At 32.4% G+C, this 16,674-nt stretch carries 18 protein-coding genes; 5 read left to right on the forward strand and 13 right to left on the reverse strand.

All coding sequences use genetic code 11. From position 1 onward, the window contains the following. Nucleotide 1: 1 nt before the first annotated feature. Nucleotides 2-2,170 carry an endonuclease MutS2 gene (locus tag ACZ098_RS14070; RefSeq protein ID WP_487312398.1) on the reverse strand — a complete coding sequence of 723 codons (2,169 nt, stop codon included), beginning with the start codon at nt 2,168-2,170 and terminating at the stop codon, nt 2-4. 123 nt (nt 2,171-2,293) lie between these two features. Here ACZ098_RS14070 and ung point away from each other — a divergent pair, with 123 nt between their 5' ends. After that, the gene (ung, locus tag ACZ098_RS14075; protein ID WP_487312399.1) at nt 2,294-2,962 is read left to right on the forward strand and encodes a uracil-DNA glycosylase; all 669 of its coding nucleotides are present in this window, start codon (nt 2,294-2,296) and stop codon (nt 2,960-2,962) included. Between the two features lie 3 nt (nt 2,963-2,965). On the opposite strand, the gene ACZ098_RS14080 is transcribed toward ung, so the two are convergent. From ACZ098_RS14080 to ACZ098_RS14135, 12 genes are all read right to left on the reverse strand, one after another. Beyond that, entirely contained in the window at nt 2,966-3,328 is a 363-nt protein-coding gene (locus tag ACZ098_RS14080) for an iron chaperone (protein WP_487312400.1), read from the reverse strand. A 10-nt stretch (nt 3,329-3,338) separates the two neighbouring features. After that, nucleotides 3,339-3,923, reverse strand: a complete 585-nt coding sequence (locus ACZ098_RS14085; protein ID WP_487312401.1) for a hypothetical protein — start codon at nt 3,921-3,923, stop codon at nt 3,339-3,341. Nucleotides 3,924-3,933: 10 nt separating this feature from the next. Further along, the gene (locus ACZ098_RS14090) at nt 3,934-4,500 is read right to left on the reverse strand and encodes a DUF3575 domain-containing protein (protein WP_487312402.1); all 567 of its coding nucleotides are present in this window, start codon (nt 4,498-4,500) and stop codon (nt 3,934-3,936) included. A 57-nt stretch (nt 4,501-4,557) separates the two neighbouring features. Next, on the reverse strand, nt 4,558-5,490 hold the full coding sequence (locus ACZ098_RS14095) for a transglutaminase-like domain-containing protein (protein ID WP_487312403.1): 933 nt from the start codon (nt 5,488-5,490) through the stop codon (nt 4,558-4,560). 20 nt (nt 5,491-5,510) lie between these two features. Beyond that, entirely contained in the window at nt 5,511-6,362 is an 852-nt protein-coding gene (locus ACZ098_RS14100; RefSeq protein ID WP_487312404.1) for a substrate-binding domain-containing protein, read from the reverse strand. A 72-nt stretch (nt 6,363-6,434) separates the two neighbouring features. Continuing rightward, nucleotides 6,435-7,289: a hypothetical protein gene (locus tag ACZ098_RS14105; RefSeq protein ID WP_487312405.1), complete on the reverse strand. Its 855-nt coding sequence runs from the start codon at nt 7,287-7,289 to the stop codon at nt 6,435-6,437. Between the two features lie 126 nt (nt 7,290-7,415). Then, a complete protein-coding gene (locus ACZ098_RS14110; protein ID WP_487312406.1) occupies nt 7,416-7,970 on the reverse strand; it encodes a GNAT family N-acetyltransferase in 555 nt (184 codons plus the stop codon). 218 nt (nt 7,971-8,188) lie between these two features. Continuing rightward, nucleotides 8,189-9,055 carry a nucleoside phosphorylase gene (locus tag ACZ098_RS14115; protein ID WP_487312407.1) on the reverse strand — a complete coding sequence of 289 codons (867 nt, stop codon included), beginning with the start codon at nt 9,053-9,055 and terminating at the stop codon, nt 8,189-8,191. 115 nt (nt 9,056-9,170) lie between these two features. Beyond that, entirely contained in the window at nt 9,171-9,503 is a 333-nt protein-coding gene (locus ACZ098_RS14120) for a translation initiation factor (RefSeq protein WP_487312408.1), read from the reverse strand. A 144-nt stretch (nt 9,504-9,647) separates the two neighbouring features. Beyond that, entirely contained in the window at nt 9,648-10,598 is a 951-nt protein-coding gene (locus tag ACZ098_RS14125; RefSeq protein ID WP_487312409.1) for an isopenicillin N synthase family dioxygenase, read from the reverse strand. A 283-nt stretch (nt 10,599-10,881) separates the two neighbouring features. After that, the gene (locus ACZ098_RS14130) at nt 10,882-11,517 is read right to left on the reverse strand and encodes a hypothetical protein (RefSeq protein WP_487312410.1); all 636 of its coding nucleotides are present in this window, start codon (nt 11,515-11,517) and stop codon (nt 10,882-10,884) included. 188 nt (nt 11,518-11,705) lie between these two features. Then, complete coding sequence (locus tag ACZ098_RS14135) at nt 11,706-12,479, reverse strand: hypothetical protein (RefSeq protein WP_487312411.1); 774 nt, start codon at nt 12,477-12,479, stop codon at nt 11,706-11,708. Between the two features lie 388 nt (nt 12,480-12,867). Between ACZ098_RS14135 and ACZ098_RS14140 the strand changes: the two genes are divergently transcribed. The 4 genes from ACZ098_RS14140 (at nt 12,868) to ACZ098_RS14155 (ending at nt 16,634) form a co-directional block, all read left to right on the forward strand. Continuing rightward, nucleotides 12,868-14,079 (forward strand): tyrosine-type recombinase/integrase, encoded by a 1,212-nt coding sequence (locus tag ACZ098_RS14140; protein WP_487312412.1) that lies wholly within the window; start codon nt 12,868-12,870, stop codon nt 14,077-14,079. Between the two features lie 7 nt (nt 14,080-14,086). After that, nucleotides 14,087-15,277 carry a hypothetical protein gene (locus tag ACZ098_RS14145; protein WP_487312413.1) on the forward strand — a complete coding sequence of 397 codons (1,191 nt, stop codon included), beginning with the start codon at nt 14,087-14,089 and terminating at the stop codon, nt 15,275-15,277. A gap of 133 nt (nt 15,278-15,410) precedes the next feature. Beyond that, nucleotides 15,411-15,689: a helix-turn-helix domain-containing protein gene (locus tag ACZ098_RS14150; RefSeq protein WP_487312414.1), complete on the forward strand. Its 279-nt coding sequence runs from the start codon at nt 15,411-15,413 to the stop codon at nt 15,687-15,689. A gap of 21 nt (nt 15,690-15,710) precedes the next feature. After that, a complete protein-coding gene (locus tag ACZ098_RS14155; RefSeq protein WP_487312415.1) occupies nt 15,711-16,634 on the forward strand; it encodes a hypothetical protein in 924 nt (307 codons plus the stop codon). Nucleotides 16,635-16,674 lie beyond the last annotated feature (40 nt).

Genomic DNA, 16,674 nt, shown 5'->3' on the forward strand with positions numbered 1-16,674 from the left:
ATTATTTCGCTTTTTCAACAAATTCTAAAGCTTCAAGCGTAACATTGGATGTAAAAACACCATAATTTACTACGGCTTTGTTTTTTTCGATTTTATCAATAGTACCAATTGCTTTTCCATCAAACATTCGAACTCTATCGCCAACTTTCAGAACTACTTTTGGCTTTTCAACAACTAACGATGCTTTGAGTTTTTTCTCTTTTTTTTCTTTACGAATTTCTTCTACTTGAACTTCGACTTCTTTACTAATTTCTTTTTTAAGAACTTCTTTTTGCTTTATTTCTTTGGCTGTAGCCTTTTTTCGTTTTGAATTTTCAATTTCTATTACCTTGAGAAATTCCCCAATAAGCTCTTTTTTGTTTTTATTGTTGAAGTATTTTTCAGCTATATCTTCAATTTTTTGACCAATATAAATTATCTTTTGATTGCTGTCATACAATTCTTGATAACTCTCCAGCTTCTGCTTGATTTTAGCATTGATGGACTCCATTTTTTTACTTTCATCACGCGCTTTGCTTTCTTCTTCTTTCAAGGTTTGCGATGTTTTTTCTAGTTTCGAACGTTCTTTTTGAAGTGTAGCTATTGTCTTGTCAAAGCGCACTTTTCCACCTTCAATTTTCTTTTTAGCTCGGTTGATTAACCCAAATGGAATTCCGTTTTTCTGTGCAACTTCAAATGTAAACGAACTTCCGGCTTGTCCTAAATGCAATTTGTATAATGGTTCCAATGTTCGTTCGTCAAAAAGCATGTTGGCGTTTGTGGCATTTGGTAACTCATTGGCCAAAATTTTCAAATTGGTATAATGTGTCGTAATGATTCCGTAAGCATCGCGATGGTAAAATTCTTCTAGAAAAACTTCAGCCAAAGCACCACCCAAATCGGGATCGGAACCTGTACCAAACTCATCGATAAGAAAAAGTGTTTTACTGTTGCATTTCTTCAAAAAGTAGTTCATGTTTTTGAGTCGGTAACTGTACGTACTTAGATGATTTTCAATAGATTGATTGTCTCCAATATCAGTCAAGATTCTGTCAAATAAAAACGTCTCACTTCGCTCATGCACCGGAATTAATAGGCCACTTTGTAACATCAATTGTAGTAAACCAACTGTTTTTAAAGAGATGGTTTTTCCACCAGCGTTTGGTCCTGAAATTACAATAATACTGCTTTCAGGATTTAATTCGATGGTTTGGGGATGCGTGATTTCGTTTTTACTTTTATTATTCAAATACAAAATCGGATGGTAAGCATCTCTGAAATACAAACGTTTTTCATTATTAATTGCGGGCAGAATTCCATTGATTTTATTGGCATATTTCGCTTTGGATGCAATTACATCGATATCACTAAGGAATTCTTGGTACTGAATGATTAAATCGATAAACGGACGAATATCTCTTGTAAGTTGCTTTAATATTCGGGTAATTTCTTCTTTTTCTTCGTATTCTAAATTTTTTAATTCTCTCGAATAATTCAAGGTTGCTTCGGGCTCAATATAGGCAATACTTCCTGTTTTAGAACTTCCTAAAATAGAACCTTTCACTTTACGGCGGTACATAGCCAAAACCGCTAAAACTCTTCGATTTTCTACAAAACTTTCTTTAATATCATCAAGATATCCCAACGCATTGTACTGCGTCATGGCGATACCGAAACTTTGATTTACTTTTCCTCTTACTGAATTGATGTCGCGGCGAATATTCAATAAGTCTGGCGAAGCATTATCGCGCACTTCTCCATATTTGTCTACGACTTCTTCAATTTTTTGAATTAAATATTTAGTTACTTCAATTTTGGATGCTTTTTCATGAAGTTTTGGATAGTATTCATGAAATTTCTTCAAAAACAAAATCAAAGTATTCGACGTTTCCGATAAAGATGCAATTTTTCTAAATCCAGAAACTTCCAATTGACTGTCTTCAATGGCTAGAAATCGAAGTTCGTTGGTTATGGATTCAAAACCATGATTGGATATCGCGTTGTTGTTGGTAAAAGAAGATAAATATTCTGAAGTCTGAAGCAAATTATCCATCAAAGGTTCTTTATCCTTAAACGGTACAATCTGCATGGCTTTAGCTTTTCCCATTTCGGTATTGCAACCATCAGACAAGGTTTGTAATATAGTAGAAAACTCTAAATCTTGAAGCGTTTTTTCAGTAATTGAAATCATGTATTAGGGTCGTGGTAGTTTAAAATTAGGCATTCGTGTATTGGAACAAAAATAAAAGTCAAAGTTACAAAGTTATAAGTCCAAATTGATTCAGATTTTTATATTTTTGGTAAAATTTATGAAATGTTGACGACGATTTCTTCATCTTGGCAAACGGTTTTGGCTAGCGAATTTAAAAAGCACTACTTTACTGATTTGTGGCATGCTGTAGAACAAGAATACCAACGCAGTATATGTTTTCCTCCAAAAGAAGTAGTGTTTGAAGCTTTCAACCAATGTTCCTATGAAGCTGTAAAAGTTGTAATTATAGGTCAAGATCCTTATCATGGTTTAGGTGAAGCTAATGGACTGTGTTTTTCGGTTAATGATGGTGTTAAAATTCCTCCTTCATTACGCAATATTTTCAGAGAGATTAATGATGATTTGGACACCATTTTCATTCCGACTTCTGGAAATTTGCAACGCTGGGCATCACAAGGTGTTTTGTTACTCAACGCGACATTAACTGTTAAAGAAAATCAAGCTGGTAGCCATCAAAAACTGGGTTGGGAAACTTTCACAGACGAGGTCATAAAAATTTTATCGGACAACAAAGAGCAATTGGTTTTTTTACTTTGGGGAAATTTTGCCATTAAAAAAGGAAAGAATATTGACCGGAATAAGCATTTGGTACTTGAGTCAGGACATCCTTCGCCACTGAGTGCTAACCAAGGTAAATGGTTTGGAAATAAGCATTTTAGTCAAACCAATTCCTTCTTAAAAAGTATCGGAAAAACAGCAATTGATTGGTAAAATTTAGTTCTTTACACGCTTACTATTTTCATTGATCCGGAAAAGGACAATTCTTTCTATCAGTTCTTTGGGCAATTGTGCATCTATAGGAAATTGTACAGCTCCTTTCGAATAGTTGTACTTTTGGAATTCATTTTTAAACGCTTCAATGCCAGAAGGAGTAGGGTAAAAGCCAATATGATTTTTATATCCAGCAAAATATACAACGATGCCATTTTGTTTGTAAGCGGGCATATTATAGCTTATCACTTCCTCGGCATCAGGAGCTATAGTACGAATGATGTTTCTAATATCTTGTAATTGATCTTGAATTTCTTTCGGAAATCGTGCTATGTATTGGTCGACATTTAATGGTTTTTCTTCCATTGTTTATGCACTAATTCACTACAAAACTATAGTAACCATTACCATTCAAATCATTTTGAGTACTAGTAATGTTCAAGAAAATGTTGTTTCCTTCCGAATCTGATCGTAACTCTACTGCTTCACTATTACTACTATTGTAACCAAAACTCAAACGGTATTCACCAGCAGTTTCTAATTTAATTCCGGCTCTAAATTGGTAACGATCTAACGTGGTATCAAAATTGGCATAAGCGGCATAAAATCCACCTGAAAATAAAGTCCCATCATCAATAATGGTATTGTTTGTTGTCAATTCTACCAATTCCCAATCGTTACCTACCTTTTTTTCTAAAGAATAAGTAAAGTTGAACGACGGTGCATTTCCTGTAGATTTACGCAAATCCAACTGCGATGTTTGGTTGGGTTCGTCTTGCAAGCGATCGATGTATGCATTCAAATACAAATAATCATTTACGGCGTAAGAAGCTTGTGTTTCAATATCAACTAAGTTTGGAATCGAAACAAATTCGGCATTGTAAAAGCCATCATCATCGTTACAGCTGCTTACCAAGGTTACACAAAAAAGTGCCAATACTATATTTTTTATTCTTTTCATGATCTTAATTTTAAAAACGATAACCTAAATTAATTCCTACTCGAGACACATAATCAGGGCTTTTATCGGTATCGAAAAGGTTTCTGCCAATTCCTACCAAAACTTCTAGAGCAATTTTTTCTTTGAAATACATTTTATATCCCAAACTAGCACCAAGAGCAACATCAGAATATTTTGATTTCTCTGTAGTGAAATAGCCAATGCCATTTTCGTCAAGCAAGCGAACTACTTCTTTGTAATCACCGCCATTGGCTGAAGCAAATAGTTCGGCAAAGTAATACCGGGTTTTGCTTTTAGACAAGGCGTAACGTACGTAAGGATTTACTTCGTAGGTAGGAAGGTTGTTTCGAAATCCTGCTTCAAAATCGTCTTCAATATTTTTACTGTTCGAAAAATTAGCGTTGATTCCGACAGAGAAGTCATTTTCTAAAAATCGTTCGTAACTAATTCCAAATTTACCCGAAGTAACAATCGAAAGAACGTCAATTCGAACCTCATTTTTTTTAGATTTCAATGCGTTCTCTTGTGCATTGGTGAGTGCAGATGATAAGAGTGCAAGCAACAGTAATTTCTTCATACCAAGTCAATTTTTATGAAGCTAATATACTACATTATTTGAATTAAAATGCGATATTTAATTCAAAGTTAAAGCTCCTAAAATTTCTTCATTCATAAATGGTCCGCCTGGATATTTGGCAGTATAGTCTAGGTTTAACCAAATCTGTCCACGCTCGTCGATGTGATAATTGATGGCTTTACCTTTACTTTCATCAGGGAAAAGTTCTTTTTTTATGAGGTAATTGATAATTTCTAAGTCGGCTTTAGTTCCTATCAAAATTTCAGGATAAATGTGTCCGTCTGTGTGTATTAATCTCGGCGTTCCTCCAATCGATCGAATGCATGCTGCCATTAGAATGGAATGATCATCACAATCGCCAGATAAATATTGTAACGATTCTGTGGCTTTGGCAATGTAATCTTGTCCTTTTGGATCGTGAATGTAGTTCCAATTGGTATTGATTTCTTTAAATACCGCAAAACACTGAATGATAGTTTGATACTCTTGATAACCTCTAGTATTTTTGAAGTAGGTATTGGCCGACATGATTGCAAAATTGCGCACCTTTGGGTTGTCAAATTCAATCGCATTGATAACCTTGTTTTTATTAGGGAATGGTAGTAATTTCGAAATAATGATGTCTTGCGGATACGGATTAAAACGCATCGAATACAACAACGACTGGTAACTGTTGTACACACTTACCACACTGTATGTTCCCGATATGGTACCAAAAAAAAGAAGTATCAAATAACCAAAAACTACAATTAAAGTAATGCGACGCAGGGCGCCTAAAATTAATTGCAAGACCACAACAATCAAAACAAACATGAAAACCCGGTCCAACTGCCAATACCAGTTTAAATCGATAATGTTTTGATGCAGAATTAAAAAGATGGGTATCGTTAACAAGATATTGATAACAAAAATAATAATCATATCCCATGGTTTTTTAACCGTGAGTTGTTCTTTTATACTTTTATAAGTAAGATTATTTAGTGTTATCATTTTAGGGCTAAAGTTGGAACCTAAACAGTTGCAACGATTTCAGCAAAAGTACCTTTTTTCTCTATAATTTTAAGTTCAAATAACTGATTTTGAATTTTGTTTAACATTTCGTTGGTCAATTGACTTTGCGACCATTCGGTAATCGACAGCCATTCTTGAATATCTTCGATTTTCTGATGGTATTTTTCTGATAAAGTGCTGTCGATTCTTGGAATATCTTTAAAATCTTGCGTAGTCCTGTTGATGATTTCAAGAATTTGGGCAATTGTATTGGGATGTTTTTTTAAAAGCTCTTCGCGAACCGCAATTACAAAACAAGGCCAAGGCGTTGGGCAATAGGCTACTTTTCTAAAAATGCCTTTGTCTACCAAAGGTTTAGTCATGAATTTTTCCCACATAAAATAATCGGAAGTACCTGTTGACAAACTTGCAACAGCACCATCAATGGTATTTACAATTTCAAATTTCAAATTATCGGTATTCCAACCTTGATTATTAGCATTTACATACGCCATCAATTGCGAACCCGAACCCAAGCGTGAAATAGCCACGGTTGTATTTTCTAAATCAGAAAGTGTTTTGTAGTTCGATTTGGCATCGACGTGAATACCCCAAACAAGCGGACTTTCAACGTAAACCTGAACAATCTTTGACGGATTTCCTGCATTGATATCTTTTACAATTCCTTCGGTCAGAATTACTGCAATATCGGTTTCGCCATCGCGCAACATTTGACACATTTTTCCAGTTCCTTCGGGTACATCAGTCCATTGTAAGTCGATTCCAACAGCTTCAAATTCTCCATTTTCGATACATAAATGCCAAGGAAGATTGAAATGTTCGGGCACGCCTGCGATTTTTATATGTTTCATTTTGGATTATTAGATTAATGGATTATTAGATTATTAGATTTTTGAAGTGGCTGATGTGTAATAAATTACAAGCTAATTTAAGGTGTTGGAAAAATATCCTGCTTCATGTTCAAAGTGGTTACTAAAATAGCTATTTGCGGTTTTTGACTCATAATTGTAAGCTAGTCGTAATGGTACATAATGGAAATCGTAGTAAATATACTTGTTTATTTTATTTATAAATTTTGATTTTCTTTCTAGTGATTTTAGTGGTTTTGTGTAAAACGTATTTACGATTGAAAAATCATTGGATTGGTATAAGTGAATGATTTCGTGTGTAATAACATTGTAATTAACTCCATCATTTCTCAAAACGATTGTTCCAGGAAACGCTGCACCTCTCGTTCCAGATTCATAAAGTCTACTGTCACTACTTTTGAAAATGAATTCTCCAGTTTGAACGGAATTTTTAAAATCGAATTTTGCTTGTGCAAATGCTACTGTATTGTAAATAAATGCGATTGGCATAATTTTGTAATTAATTTTAAATTTATTTTTTGTTTCAAATTCAATTCGATTAAAACCAAAATTTATATGCCATTTATTCCAAAAAGTTTCATTTAAAGCTGCATTTTCTTTTATTGATGTACCTCCGGCATTTAGTAGTTTAGCAGTCCAGATTAATTTCCAATCTTCATTTTCTTGTGCTAGTCTCAAAACTCGTTTACTTTCAAAAGTTACGTAACCACCTAACGAACCTTGTGTTAATCCTTTCAGCATAACTTTTCCCATTTTCTCATTTGGTTTTTTATTGATCATTCCACCAATAGTACCAAACAAACCTCCAAAGCTTATATTGTAGAGTAATGCTTCTGTGTCGTTTGCTTGTGCAAATGCATGATTTGTTAAAAATAAAGAGGTAAATAGGATGAGGAATAGTTTTTTCATTTTGAATTAAAACATTTCATTCTTTAATTTTTTTCAATGACCAGTTTACAGCAATTGGTTTAATTATTTACTACTAGTTCAACTATCTAACAATCAAATAATCCAAAAATCCAACTATCCAAAGATCTAACGATCCAATAATCCTTCTTCCATTTGCCACCATTTCCATATCACTCCATCATTATCAGGGTAATCCTCGATGAAATGAAATCCAACTTTTTGTAGCACATGATTGGAAGCGCCGTTTTCTGCATGGGTGTAGGCGTTCAATTTGTGACTTTGACCTTCTAGAAGTGTCATTTGATTGAAAAAATAATCTATCCACGCAATAGAAGCTTCGGTTGCATAACCTTTGTTCCAGAATTTCTCATTCAAACGATAGCCATAATCATAGAAATTGGTGTTTCCGTTTTCTACGTGATTGGTTACGAATTTGATTCCTGTCCAACCAATAAGTTCGTTGGTATCTTTTATAATTGCTACAAATCTACCAATGCCATTATCTACATATTGTTGTCTTACCATCTCTATACCTGCTGATACCTCATCAATATTCATTACAGGTTTTTGCCACAAATAGGTGTGGACTTCTGGATTTTTATCCATTTCAAATAACGCTTCGGCATCTGATACTTCAAATGGTCGCAGGATCAGACGTTCTGTTTCTAAAACTAAATTCATTGTTCAAGTTTTATTTTTAAACCATTTAGAGCATTAAGACATAGTAAGATTTTTTCTTAATTACCTTAAATTTCTTAATGGTTTAATTTCTTTTAATTACTATTCAAATGCCGCTACCAAATAAAAAGATTTCAATTGCTTTAAAAATTTTGGTAGCGTCTCTAAAAGTCATAATTTCCAGTCTTAATACTTAATACTTAATACTTTCATCTCAATACTTACCTCGCTAATTTATCCAAAGTATAAGCAATCAACTCATCAACAGCTTTATAAGGATCATTACTAAAAGTGCCGCTTGCACGATTGGCAATGATAGCATTGAGCGATAAACACTCATGACCAAGTAGTTTTCCTAGTCCATATATTGCAGCCGTTTCCATTTCTAAGTTGGTGATTCGGTTTGCTTCAAATTCAAAGTTATCCATTTTAGAATTCAATTCCTCATCTTGAATAGACAAGCGCAACACACGACCTTGCGGACCATAAAATCCACCAGCCGTTGCCGTAATGCCTTTGTGCATTCTGTCGCTTTCAATGATTTTTTCAAGTTTTTCTGAACACGAAATTACATACGGTTTTCCTTTTCGTAAATCCCAATTGGTGTGATTTACAAATGCGTCTTCCATTTCTAAATTAGAAACTTCGTCAATCAAATAGGAGCGAAGCATGTTGTCCAATCCCAATCCGAATGTAGACATCACAAAACTATCTACCGGAATATCTTCTTGCAGCGAACCCGAAGTCCCAATCCGAATAATATTCAACGACGTCAAGGTTTCTTTGGGTTGTCTGGTTTCCAAATCGATGTTGACCAACGCATCCAGTTCGTTCATGACAATGTCAATGTTATCCGGACCAATTCCAGTCGACATCACTGTAATTCGTTTTCCTTTGTACATTCCGGTTTGCGTTTTAAACTCCCGTTTCTGTTGCGAAAACTCAATCGAATCAAAGTTCTTCGTAATTTTCTCGACACGATTTTGATCACCCACAAAAATGATGTCGTGTGCTATATTTTCAGGTTTCAGATTTAGGTGATACACACTGCCGTCTGGGTTTAATATTAATTCTGAGGATTGTATCATTTAGTGTTTATTTGTTTATTTGATAATTCGATAATTTGTAAATTTGGAAATTCGATAATTTGGAAATTTTTACATCATATCTAATTTAATTTATAATTTTTAATTCTTAATTGAACTATCCTCCAACGCGCTTAGTTTTAAACCCTTTTTCCTGAAGGATTTTCATAATTCGATCGCGGTAATCACCTTGAATAATGATTTCACCATCTTTGAAAGTTCCTCCAACGGCGAGTTTATTCTTTAGCTCTTTGGCTAGAATTTTAAAATCTTCTTCCTCACCTTCATAACCAGAGATAATCGTGGTTGGCTTTCCTTTTCGTTTTTCAAATTTACAAATCATCGGTTCTTTTTGAACGTATAATTCGTGGTCTTTTTCCTCAGTAACTTCTGGTTCGTTAGAAGGTACGTGGTCTGGAAACAGGTTTTTTAGTTGGTCTTGTAAATCCATAGTTTGATAAATTAAAAATTGAGAATTAAAAATTAAAAATAATTCCTAACCCTCAATTTCCAATGAATAATATAATAGTGCTACTAAATTAGTAATTCCAAATTCCAAATTCGTAATTCCTAATTCGTAATTTTTAAATTTTAATTACTTCTTAATCAATCCCAAATCAACCAAGCGTTCGTATAGGAATTCACCTGCCGAAATATCATCGTATAATTTTGGATTATTTTCATCAATACAATTTTCTAAAACGTCCAAACGCATGTCGCTTACCGGATGCATAAAAAACGGAATAGAGTAGCGCGAAGTTCCCCAAAGTTCTCTTGGCGGATTCACCACTTGGTGTATCGTAGATTTCAGTTTGTTATTGGTGTGACGCGACAACATATCGCCTACATTAATTACCAATTCGTCTGGTTCAGCAATCGCATCAATCCATTCGCCGTCGTGGTTTTGTACTTGCAAACCTTTACCTTGCGCACCCATCAAAAGTGTGATCAAGTTGATGTCGCCATGCGCCGCAGCACGAATAGCATTCTCTGGTTCTGAAGTTATTGGCGGATAATGAATGGGTCTCAAGATCGAGTTACCTTCTTTACCGTAATTATCAAAATAAAACTCGTCCAAGCCCAAGTGCAAAGCCAAAGCACGCAATACATAAATACCTGTTTTTTCAAGCATTTGGTAGGCTTCTTTTCCGACTTCGTTAAAACGAGGTAATTCTTTAACTTCTACGTTATCAGGATATTCGGCAGCGTATTTGGAAGCTGCGTCTACATACTGTCCAAAGTGCCAAAACTCTTTCAAATCGCCTTCTTTGCGACCTTTTGCATGTTCTTTTCCAAAAGAAACATAACCACGCTGACCTCCAATGCCCGGAATCTCATAGCTGTATTTTGTTTCTAAAGGAAGTGCGAAGAAATTCCTAATTTCTCCATACAATTCATCAACCAATTTGTCATCCAAAAAATGACCTTTTAGCGCCACGAAGCCAATATCTTCGAAAGCTTTTCCGATTTCATTTACAAATTTTTGTTTACGTGTCGGATCATCCGACAGGAAATCACGCAAGTCAACACTAGGAATGTTTTGCATTTACTAAAACTTTTTTGTTAATAACTTACTACGGAGTAGTCTCCGTTATAACTACAAATGTAAGAATTTTTTAGTTTGATGGAGTAGAAGTTGTTAACAATTGTTGTTGTGGTTTTTGGATTGTTGGAATTTTGGATGGTTGGATTGTTGGATTTTTGGATTGTTGGATTTTTTGGAACGCGGAGGATACGAATGCAAGGTAACGCGGTTTTGGGCGGATTTAATTATTGGTTTATGGAACTGATTGAAAAGCTACACTCTTTGTCATTCTCAAATAAGAAAATTAATATTCTCCTTCTTGAGTTAAATTTAATAGAGGAAAATTATTCATTTTTACTTTCTCAGTCATGTTGTTAAGTAGTGCTGTAATTTCTTCAAGAGAAAATTTTTCTTTGTTGTGATCAATTTCTCTTGTTAATCTATAGGAATTTATACTAATTTTATCTTTTTTCAATTCTTTACTTTTTACTAATAATTCACTTGTACTTAATTTTGTTGTGTCACAAAGTATAATGAATTCGGCAACATTTGGTTTAGTAACGTCAAAAAGAACTTGAATGTCATTAATTATGGCGCTCTTAATATAACTTTTATAGTTTTTTGAATTTTTTAAAACGGTTTCATTTTCAAATCCGATTTTATGAAGTTCCTTGTACGGATGCATTTGCAATAGATCATTTTTGTAGTTGTTTTTTCTATTCCAAACGTAATTATGTTCTGCTATCCCAAGAGCAGGAAACACAACAATTAATAGCAATCCTAAAATTAGCCATTTTAAAGAAATTAGAGTTTCTTGATAGAAATATGCATATAGAATTAAAGCAATAAATACTAATGTAAACAGTACGAGTAAAGTAAAGTACGTCGACTTAATGTGCTTTTTATTTAGTGCATAAAATGTGTTCTTATTTTGCTGCATATATTTTTTTAGTTTTAAGTATTGAACGCGGAGGACACGGCTGCTGGGCAACGCGGATTTTTAAAAAATATAGTTTTTATTTAAAAATTTAAAATTTCATAGGCTATGACTTCATAATTACAAAACAAACTTTAAATTAAGCTAAAAACCCGCAATAGCGTAAAACTTGTGTTAGTCGTACTATTTTTTTATCTCCCGAATTTATCATTTTTAAAAGGACTTTCAAAAGTTGTCCATTCTGTAGATTTTAATTCTTTTCCATCAGTATTCATCGGCGTAAATCTCACTTTGTATTTTCCGTTATTTTTAAAAGTGAATGCACCTGAACACATTCCGTGACCAACATTTATTTTGTTTTTATAACTTGTAATATAAAATGTAGTTTTTGTGTTAGTCGATATTTCTATTACTTCAGTCTTAAACCAAGTTTCTGATTTACTTAAATTATTCACTTCAAATAGTGCATTCGCAGAGGGTCCGCAACCATAATGAACTACATCTGTTTTATCAAACTTTAATTTTAAGTTAGGATTTAATAACTCAGTATTTTCATTTTCATTGGTCTCCCAAAAAATTTCTTCACTTTTGTTACTAGTAGAATTATATTTTTTTCTTTCTCTGATTTCAGATGTAGTTTCATTAGAATATCCAATATAATATTTCGTTTTTGGTTTTAATTGACTTTCTACTTTAAAAATTGCTTGAGTTAAACTCATTTGTCCTTTAATTAATTCAATTAGTTTTAGATTAATTTTTCCGCCATTTTCATCTATTAAATATACGTTTCGATTTTTAAATGATTCTACGGTTTGCTGGCTGTAAGCATAACCTTGAATTATAAACATTGGATTCAAACTAATAGTTTTACTCATTGGGAAGAATTGCATTCCACTTGATGAACAATCAGCAAAAGAAAAATTTATATTTAAAATTATTATTATAAATAGGATTAATTTCTTCATTTTCGGTTCGGTTTTTTAATATTACGGCTAACGTTGCGGCTTCATGAAGTTGCGATGAATCAAGATCAAGCCTTTACAAATATAACTAAAACTTTTAGTTAAAGACCTTTCCAATTTCTGATAAATCCCTTGATTTGCCATTTCTTGAAACGGCTGTTAGTGGAATTAATTTAACCGCACACTTTTTTTCTTCTAATTACCTATATTTATTGACTTTATAAAAATAAGACGGATATTTTAGCGCATAAAAAAGCACTAAAATGTTTGTTTTGTTGTACCCAATGTTGTACCTTCGTATCACGATGCACCCAAATGAACACCTTGATTTTAAAGGTTTTCGCTTTATTACATCGGTTTACAAATATAGTATAATTCAAATTCAATTAGTATGGCATCTATCAAATTAATTTTAAGAACAAACAAAATTGACCAATCAGGACATTCTCCGCTTTATATTAGGCTGATTAAAGACAGAAAAACAAAGTTTGTTGCCGTAGGTGTAAAACTAAAAGAAAGTGAATGGGACGACGAAAAACAGCGTGTAAAGAAAAACCATCCTAATAGTGCAAGAATGAACGCTTCAATTGCTCAAAAGGTTGCGGATGCAGAAGCACAGGTTGCCGACCTGGAGCGTAAAGTTAAAAGCGTTTCCGCAAATAAATTGAAAGAAGCAATAAAAGGAAAAGATATTCCTAACTTTTTTGAGTATTCATACAAAAGATGTGAGAATATTAAAGGAAGTGTTTCAATTAGTACATATCGAAATTACATTTTATATCTAAAGAAATTCGAAGATTGGGTTGGGACAAGAAATTTGCATTTTGATGAAATTACTGTTTCACTACTTAAGGATTTTTTAGGTTATATGGGAAATACTTTGAAAAATGGAAACACAACACAACGTTATTCAATTATGATTTTGGCTATAATGTTTAAAGAAGCAATTAAAGACGACATTATACCAGAGTATATGTATCCGTTCAGTAAATTGAGTTTAAAGAAAGACCCAACTAAAAGAATGTTTTTAAGTAAAGACCAACTTGAAGGATTAGCAAAATTGGAATTAAAAGATAAAGCTGAACTTGCAAGAGATTTATTTACTTTTGCTATATATGCAGGTGGTTTAAGATTTAGTGATGTTGTTGAATTGCAATACAAACATTTTAACCCGGAAGAGAACAGGATTAAAAAGACAATACGAAAAACTAAAAAAGAGCATCAGTTTAAAATAGGAAATACAGCTTTAGGAATATTAAACAAGTATTTAAACCCAAAAGCCAATAAAGAAGATTTTATTTTTCCTTTAGTAGTTGATAAAAAGAAATTTATTGAAGATGAAGAATTTAGACAAAATTTCATTGATAGCTCTAATCATTCAATAAATTTTCAACTAAATAAATTAGGTGATAAATTAGAATTACCATTTAGTTTGTCTTTCCATTTAAGTCGTCATTCATTTGCTACGACAGCTTTAAATAATGGTATGAGAATTGAACACGTTAGTAAGTTAATGGGACACAGTGATATTAGAACCACACAGATTTACGCAAAAATATTAAATGAAGAGCTTGATAAAGCAGTAGACCAATACATTGATTGATAATTATATGATAACGACTAAAAGAGAAGAAATACGCTTTAAATCAGGGCGTTTATGTGGATTGCTTTTTCCATACACTTTGCTTGTGACTAAAAGCGATTATGATTATTGCTATGTAAAGAAAATTGAAGCTTCCGAACCAGATATAAATTTTGAGAAGTTTAAAACCGAAATGGAAATTGAAAACTTTAATGGTATTCAATTAAAAATGCTTTTCGATATTTTCGATGTTGCTTATGAAAAATATGTATTAGCAGATTGGACTGAATTTAGTTCACTTTTAAAAAGAGCTTACAACAAAAATTTCGGCAGTCTTCCTGATGATTTACAATTTCTGAACGATGAAAACTACATCGATTTGATGAAAGAAAAAATTGAAGTAAAACGGAAAAAAGCAATAGAAAATTACAAATTATTAAAAGAAATTTATTTAACCCAAACTGAAAATACTAAACTCGAAAATTCAATCGTAGTAGAAGAGTTTGAAGAAGATACAATCAATGATTTATTTGATGATATTAGAAATAGTGATTACGGAAAACTCAAATTACATAATATACTCAAGGAAAAAACTAATTTCGAACTAGATCCATTAAAATATTTTTTAAACGATTTAGAGCTTTATTTGTTTGTTGAGAAAGATGAATTTGAAAGTGGTATTTCAGCAGAAGAAATTCAAAAGCGAGTAGATGAATACAATGAAAAAGGGTTGCCAATTCCTTTTTACAAAAGAACACCAATTGAAGATTTGACCGAAAAACAAATTGAAAATCGCAAAAAGATAAATATTAGTTTGGAACCGTCAATTGACACGGAAGCTTTAATGTATCCTTTCGAATTTTATAGCTTATATGAGTTCAAAAGAATTATATTAAACGAAATAAAAAAACACGACAAAGTAGAGGAAAATAATACAGTTACTTCAACCAATCCAAAACTAAAAACCAATTTATCAGTTCCAGAATTGGCATTATTATTTAAGCTGCTAAAAGATTTAAAACCTAATATTTTTGATATTAAATCAGAAGCCGAATTGCACCGATTTATTTCAACAAACTTTGAAACAAAGAGAACAGGAGATAAAGATATTAGCACCCAAAAATTAAGAAGTCAATTCAATCAACCAGATACTAAAGCTGCTGATTTTTGGGAAACAAATCTTCGACTTTTACAAGCTGATGTAAAAAAGTTTAAATAATTTTATATTACATAAACCCAATAAAATCAACACTTAACGCAACGGTTATATAACCCATTGTAACTGTTTTTGTTTTATCGTATCGCTTAATCTTGCACCATAATTTATTCATTAACACTAAAAAGAATATAAAATGGAAGCAATTATTTTATCTAAAGAGCAGTATGATGATATGGTGATGCGTATCGAGGAAATCAAAAAAACAATCACTCAAAATTCCAAAGAACCTAAAGAGATTTTTGTAGACAATCAAGAGTTTTTAAAACTAATGAATATAAGTAAACGTACAGGGCAAACTTGGCGTGATGAAGGTATTATATCATTTTCGCAAATTGGTTCAAAAATCTATTATAAAATGGATGATGTAACCAAGATGTTGAACAAAAACTACAAGCCAGCATATAAAAAGTAATTGAATTTATAAATCTCAACTATGCTAGATTTATTTAAATTCAGAATTACTGATGAAGTACTAATCAATACCGTTTGGAACAATGACTTGTTAGAATATGTGGGTAAATCCGAGCGGTTGTATATTGATGAAATCAAAGAAAAGCAAATACGTAAATACAAAAATCTAATTTTTATAAAATACCAAGACCGTTTAGAAATTAGCGGAAGTATTCACTACTTCTATAATGATGAGTTACACAATGCTGACGATTTTTATATCGAGGATTGTATAAGTGCAATTATTCAAATCAAGAGCTTATTTGACCTTGATTTGAATAAATGCAAACTTATCAATTTAGAATATGGAGTAAATATCAATCCAATAATCAATGTAACCGATTTGGTGCATAATTTAATCTACCATTCAACCAGACAATTTGCAAGGACTACAATACATAAAGACTTTAAACAAGCAGGAAATGAAGCCTACAAACAAGTAAAAGCATACAACAAAAGTGTGCAATTTCCACACGAATGTGAAAACACTTTTAGATTTGAAGTAAGAACAAGAGAGCATAAATTCTTAAAGAAATTAGGAATAGTTTCTTTGCAGGATTTAGCAGAAATAAGCAATTATGATAAACTAATAGCTTCATTACTTAATGAATGGGACAATGTTCTGTTATTCGATTTATCTAAAGATATTGATAACAAATTTTTCAATACTCATTTTTGGGAAGATATTTTAAAAAACGGAAGCCGTAATAAATTCAATAATCAAAAGAAGCTTTATTACAAAAAATTGGGTCCAAACAATCTTCATTCCAACATTAGAAATATTATTGAAAGAAGAACCAAATATTTAAAATGTGTGCATATTCCAACTATTACAAAGGTGGAAACTGCACAGGTAAGAATTAAGTTTTCCGAGTGTGATTATATTTTAAAAAAGAAAAAACAATAAGAATTCAGATAACTGTTTCAAATCAATAAGATTATTTCTA

Source organism: Flavobacterium sp. SP2, assembly GCF_057626655.1.

Coding starts and splice junctions, on each gene's coding strand:
- ACZ098_RS14140 (WP_487312412.1), top strand. CDS start 12,868: ATGGCATCTATCAAATTAATTTTAAGAACAAACAAAATTGACCAATCA.
- ACZ098_RS14120 (WP_487312408.1), bottom strand. CDS start 9,503: ATGGATTTACAAGACCAACTAAAAAACCTGTTTCCAGACCACGTACCT.
- ACZ098_RS14100 (WP_487312404.1), bottom strand. CDS start 6,362: ATGAAACATATAAAAATCGCAGGCGTGCCCGAACATTTCAATCTTCCT.
- ACZ098_RS14110 (WP_487312406.1), bottom strand. CDS start 7,970: ATGAATTTAGTTTTAGAAACAGAACGTCTGATCCTGCGACCATTTGAA.
- ACZ098_RS14085 (WP_487312401.1), bottom strand. CDS start 3,923: ATGAAAAGAATAAAAAATATAGTATTGGCACTTTTTTGTGTAACCTTG.
- ACZ098_RS14105 (WP_487312405.1), bottom strand. CDS start 7,289: ATGAAAAAACTATTCCTCATCCTATTTACCTCTTTATTTTTAACAAAT.
- ACZ098_RS14135 (WP_487312411.1), bottom strand. CDS start 12,479: ATGAAGAAATTAATCCTATTTATAATAATAATTTTAAATATAAATTTT.
- ACZ098_RS14090 (WP_487312402.1), bottom strand. CDS start 4,500: ATGAAGAAATTACTGTTGCTTGCACTCTTATCATCTGCACTCACCAAT.
- ACZ098_RS14080 (WP_487312400.1), bottom strand. CDS start 3,328: ATGGAAGAAAAACCATTAAATGTCGACCAATACATAGCACGATTTCCG.
- ACZ098_RS14145 (WP_487312413.1), top strand. CDS start 14,087: ATGATAACGACTAAAAGAGAAGAAATACGCTTTAAATCAGGGCGTTTA.
- ACZ098_RS14150 (WP_487312414.1), top strand. CDS start 15,411: ATGGAAGCAATTATTTTATCTAAAGAGCAGTATGATGATATGGTGATG.
- ung (WP_487312399.1), top strand. CDS start 2,294: ATGTTGACGACGATTTCTTCATCTTGGCAAACGGTTTTGGCTAGCGAA.
- ACZ098_RS14095 (WP_487312403.1), bottom strand. CDS start 5,490: ATGATAACACTAAATAATCTTACTTATAAAAGTATAAAAGAACAACTC.
- ACZ098_RS14125 (WP_487312409.1), bottom strand. CDS start 10,598: ATGCAAAACATTCCTAGTGTTGACTTGCGTGATTTCCTGTCGGATGAT.
- ACZ098_RS14070 (WP_487312398.1), bottom strand. CDS start 2,170: ATGATTTCAATTACTGAAAAAACGCTTCAAGATTTAGAGTTTTCTACT.
- ACZ098_RS14115 (WP_487312407.1), bottom strand. CDS start 9,055: ATGATACAATCCTCAGAATTAATATTAAACCCAGACGGCAGTGTGTAT.
- ACZ098_RS14155 (WP_487312415.1), top strand. CDS start 15,711: ATGCTAGATTTATTTAAATTCAGAATTACTGATGAAGTACTAATCAAT.
- ACZ098_RS14130 (WP_487312410.1), bottom strand. CDS start 11,517: ATGCAGCAAAATAAGAACACATTTTATGCACTAAATAAAAAGCACATT.